The sequence below is a fragment of the Kitasatospora sp. NPDC032150 genome (assembly GCF_055579945.1).
Genome location: NZ_JBVIMH010000039.1, coordinates 1 through 4575, shown reverse-complemented (window position 1 = coordinate 4575; position 4575 = coordinate 1). Strand labels below are relative to the sequence as shown.

Genomic DNA, 4575 nt, shown 5'->3' with positions numbered 1-4575 from the left:
GGTGCGGGGGGAGGGGGGAGGGGAGGAAACCCCCCCCCCCCCCCCCCCCTCCCCCCCCCCCCCTCCCCCCCCGGGGCCGGGTCGAGGACGGTGGCGGGCGGCAAAGGTGTGGTCGGCAGGTCGGTGTGGCGGTGGATCTCGCTGCTGACCTGCTGGGGCAGCCAGCCGTCGGAGAAACGCAGTTCGCCGCCGGTGGCGGGGTGGCGGCGGGCGGCCTCGATCAGCCAGGCGGTGCCCGGCCGGTCCTTGGGGTTCTTGGCCAGGCACAGCCGGACCAGCTCGTGCAGTCCGTGCGGAAAGTGGGAGAGGTCGGGCTCCTCGTGCACCGCCCGGTAGAGACAGACGGGCTCGGGCCCGTCGCCGAAGGGGGGCCTGCCGGAGCCGATGTAGGCGATGAGGGCGCCCAGCGCGAAGACGTCGGTGGCCGGGGTGGCGGGCAGCCCGAGGGCCTGTTCGGGGGCCATGAAGCCCGGCGAGCCGATGCGTAGGCCGGTGCCGGTGAGTGGGCTGGCGTCGGCGGCGCGGGCGATGCCGAAGTCGATGACTCGGGGGCCGTCGGCGGCGACGAGAACGTTGCCGGGCTTGAGGTCACGGTGGACGACACCCGCGGCGTGGATCGCCTGCAAGGCTTCGGCGATGCCGGCGAGAACCAGTAGGACGGTCCGTTCGGGCAGCGGGCCGTGGCGGTGAACGGCCTGCTGGAGGGAGGGGCCGGGCACGAAGGTGGTGGCGAGCCAGGGGGTGGCGGCGTCGGTACCCGCGTCGATGACCTGGGCGGTGTAGAGGCTGTGGATGCGCCTGGCGCTGGCGACCTCCTGGGCGAAGCGGTGCCGGAAGGCGGGGTCCTCGGCGAGTTCGGACCGGACCACCTTGAGCGCGACGGGGCGCCCGCCGGGGGTGTAGGCCAGGTAGACGCGACCCATGCCGCCCGCGCCGAGCCGCGCGCGGAGGCGGTAGCCGCCGACCTCGCGAGGGTCGTCCGGGGCAAGCTCGTGGAAGGCCGAAGGCGCTGGGGCGCCGAAGGGCTGTGCGGTCATGCTGGCTCCCAGCGGATCGTGCGGATGGTGTGGCGCGGCAGGGGCGCAGTCGCTGCCGGCGTCGGACCGGTCGCGCGGGGCATTGCGGCCGGTCATGAGAGATGTGTGCGGACTGCGGGGCGTCGGCCCAGGCATGCCCCTGCCGGCGCGTTCGGGGGTAGGCACCGGCAGGGGCGTGCCGTCCCGTGGGCGTCGTCGGCCACCCAGCGGGGTCCTGGTGGACGAAACCCTCCGGGGTTCTGCCCTCGCCCTCTGCGGAAGGGGGGCACAACCCCGGCTCTCGTCATGGGGTCGGCTGTGTCAGCCGGTGATCTCCTTGGCCGCGCGGAGGCCCGACCGGTAGGCGCCGTGAACGGTGGCGTAGTCCTTGCGGTCCGTCGCCTCGCCGGCGAAGTGCACACGGCCGTCCACACTGGCGGCGAGCTGGTTACGCATGTCGGATGTGGCGCCGAGCTTGGTGAACGAGTACGAGCCCTGTGCATACGGGTCGGAGGCCCAGCGCGTGATCTGGTGGTCCGTCGGCGCGGGGATGTCGCTGCCGTAGATGGTCTTCAGGGTGCTCATGGCGCTGTCGACGATCTGGGTGTCGCTCCAGCTCTCGATGGTGCGGCCGAAGTCGGCGGCGTTGAAGCCGAGCAGCACCGGCTGGCCGGTGGGGCGGGCGATGTTGATCCACTGTGCCCATTGTCCGTACTTGTCCACGTCCGGCACGTACTCCAGCCAGTCGGTGTCCGCCCAGAACACCTTGGGGAAGCGCAGGTAGCACTTGTTGAGCACGCCCATGCCGAGCTTGCTGATAGCGGCGGTCTTGGCCTGGGGCAGGCCGGGGCCGAATGTGACCGCCCCACTCTGCAGGACACCCAGCGGCAGCGTGACCACCACGTGGTCGGCCTGGAAGGTGCCCTTGTCGGTGGCGACCGTCACACCGCCGGAGTTCCAGTCGATCTGCTTGACGACCTGCCCGGTCTGCACGGACAGCCCCTTGGCCAGGTAGTCGGTGATCTGGTGATAACCGCCCGGGAACAGGACGTCCTTGCCGTTGATCTTGGCATCGTCGTCGAAGTACAGGGCCGACATCTGGTCCACGCTGCCCGAGTACTCGTGCTCATAGTCGTTCAGCGCGTAGGAGATCAGGGCCTTGTCGCTGTCCGACAGCTTCGACCAGCCCAGCGCGTTCTGGACGACGCTGCGGATCGAGGCGTCCTCGTCGTCCTTCTTCTGAAACGAGGACAGCGCGTCGGCGGTGGCCTTCTGCCAGCGCTGGAACGCCTGGGCCTGCGCGCCCTCGATCTCCTGGCCGCCTGCGAGGTAGTCGGTGGCGCTTTCGAGGTCGGTCACCACTGTCTTGGCGCCGGCCTTCTCGGCCAGATCGGTGATCGGGTTCTTGTCGATGCCGTGGATCCAGGACGCGCCGAGATCGAGCGGCGTGCCGGACCACTGCTCGCTGGTCCATATACGACCGCCGATACGGTCGCGTGCTTCGAGTACTGACACGTCCTGGCCCTTGTCGGCGAGATAGCGGGCGGCGCCCAGGCCGCTGATCCCGGCGCCGACGACGATCACCTTCCGGCGCCCGGACGGGCTCAGCGTGCCATTTCCTTGCTTGTCGTCCCCGTTGTCGTCGCAAGCGGACAAGGAGGCGAGAACGGCGAGACTGGGCAGGCCCAGCCCCACGCTCTGCAGGAAGCGTCGGCGATGCATCGTCATGGTTGTTAACCGATCTGCGATCTGACACGGGCTGACAGGAGAATGTCGGCGAACGCTCCGTCGCGCTCGCCGCACCGCCCGTAGATGGAAAAGCCGCTCGGGCTCGGGGCACCCCGTCCGGCCGGGGACCGCCTCTTGCACGGCGGCGGGTATCGGCTGGCCGGTTCCGCCGGCGTACGCCATGCGGACACCGATCAACGCGATCCCGCCCCACACGTACAATGAGACTGATACAGCAGAGGATACTTTGACACAGCAGTGTGTCAATAGAGGCATTGGGGGATGGGCGCGACGATGCGTACCGACGCGACAGAAGTACTCGAGTCGGCCATCCCGGTCCTCGCCAAGGACCGGGGGGCCTCAATGCAGGTCATCGCCGCACGCGTAGGCATCAGCCGGGCGACCCTGGTCCGCCTCTTCCCCACCCGCCAGCACCTGGTGCAGGCGATGGCCCAGAAGATCCTCGACGACTGCGACCGGGCCCTGACCCGGGCCGAGACCGACACCGCGCCCATGGAACAGGTCCTGGCCGCACTCGTCGCCGACTACCCACCGTTCGCCCAGCTGTGGAACCTCGTCTACGTCGAACCCGACGTCCTGGGGGTACCCGAGGCCAGCACCCGCGCCAAGACGATCTTCATCCGGACCACCGAGTTCGTCCAACGCGGCCAGGACACCGGACTGCTGCGCAAGGACATGCCCGCCACCTGGCTGGCCTCGACCTTCTGCAGCCTGGCCGAAACCGCGTGGGAACTCACCCTCGAAGGCCACATGGGCCCACGCCAGGCCCCGGACTTCATCACCGCCATCCTGCTCCACGGCGCAGCTGCCTGACCACGCCGCCCTGCGGCGGCGGCCTGGTCAGCGGACTGCTTCTGGGCCCGGCACGGACCGCCCGGCCGGCACCAGCCAGACGTAAGGAAGAAGGGCCCGCCGCAGACACAGCGACCCGAACCGCCACCACCCAACCCGCCATGTCCAACAACAACCACACAGTCAAGGACAGAGAGGGGAAGGAGAGGGTAATCAGGGTGGCGAGTGGCGCCTTGATGCACTCTCACCATGGGCTCTGACCGGGGCTTTTGAGCGTTGCGCGGCGGCCTCACACGCGGCCGGCCTCGGGTTCACAGGCGGGTTCTCATCACCGGTTTGGACACCGGCATGGACCCCCGTTGTCGGATCGTGACCGCCCAACCGGTCTTGGTAAGAAAACCGGGCGATCTCGAACGCCTCCGTCACGGCCTGCCATCTTCCGCCCGCGGCAGCCCATCCCTGCTGCCGCCACCCGCAACAACGAGATGCGGCTTCACCGCCGGACGCGGGACGGCCGGCGCAACCGTCTGCTTCGGTCGCTCTGGTCGCTGGTTTGGGGTGCTATTAGGGCCTGTTCCAAGTGCGGATCATTGTTCGGGTTTGCAGGGTACGCGGCGGGTCGGACTGGTAGAGGTCTGGTGTGACGCGTGGTGATCTGAGTGATGCCGAGTGGGAGTTGGTTGAGCCGCATCTGCCGTTGGGTGAGCGTGGGCCGATACCTGACCTACGGCGGCACCTCAACGCTGTGATGTGGCAGTTCAGGACGGGGAGCCCGTGGCGCGACATCCCCGAGCGGTACGGGTCCTGGTCGACTGTCTATAGCCGGTTCCAAGTTTGGGTCGCCGCCGGAACTTTCCAGACGCTGATGGACGCGATGATCACCGAGGCGGCGGCTCGGGGGCAGGTCGACCTCGGCCTGGTCGGCGTGGACTCCACGGTGTCACGCGCGCACCACCATGCGGCGGGGATGGTCGTCGACCCGGAACTCCTGGAGGAGCTGGAGAAGGCCGCCGCAAAG

The 4575-nt window shown here is 69.1% G+C and carries 4 protein-coding genes; 2 read left to right on the top strand and 2 right to left on the bottom strand.

Features of this window, described 5'->3' with window-relative positions:
* Together ACZ5ON_RS30855 and ACZ5ON_RS30850 are read right to left on the bottom strand one after the other, a co-directional pair.
* On the bottom strand, nucleotides 1-1037 hold a 1037-nt coding region (locus tag ACZ5ON_RS30855), incomplete at its 3' end, for a serine/threonine-protein kinase (RefSeq protein WP_465599598.1).
* 300 nt (nucleotides 1038-1337) lie between these two features.
* Nucleotides 1338-2744: a flavin monoamine oxidase family protein gene (locus ACZ5ON_RS30850; protein ID WP_465599596.1), complete on the bottom strand. Its 1407-nt coding sequence runs from the start codon at nucleotides 2742-2744 to the stop codon at nucleotides 1338-1340.
* 294 nt (nucleotides 2745-3038) lie between these two features.
* Between ACZ5ON_RS30850 and ACZ5ON_RS30845 the strand changes: the two genes are divergently transcribed.
* Both ACZ5ON_RS30845 and ACZ5ON_RS30840 read left to right on the top strand, forming a co-directional pair.
* On the top strand, nucleotides 3039-3578 hold the full coding sequence (locus ACZ5ON_RS30845; protein ID WP_465599593.1) for a TetR/AcrR family transcriptional regulator: 540 nt from the start codon (nucleotides 3039-3041) through the stop codon (nucleotides 3576-3578).
* Between the two features lie 619 nt (nucleotides 3579-4197).
* On the top strand, nucleotides 4198-4575 hold a 378-nt coding region (locus ACZ5ON_RS30840; RefSeq protein ID WP_465599591.1), incomplete at its 3' end, for a transposase.

Bases quoted from the DNA above. Each gene is read 5' to 3' on its own strand.
- ACZ5ON_RS30850 (WP_465599596.1), bottom strand. From the start codon at position 2,744: ATGACGATGCATCGCCGACGCTTCCTGCAGAGCGTGGGGCTGGGCCTG.
- ACZ5ON_RS30845 (WP_465599593.1), top strand. From the start codon at position 3,039: ATGCGTACCGACGCGACAGAAGTACTCGAGTCGGCCATCCCGGTCCTC.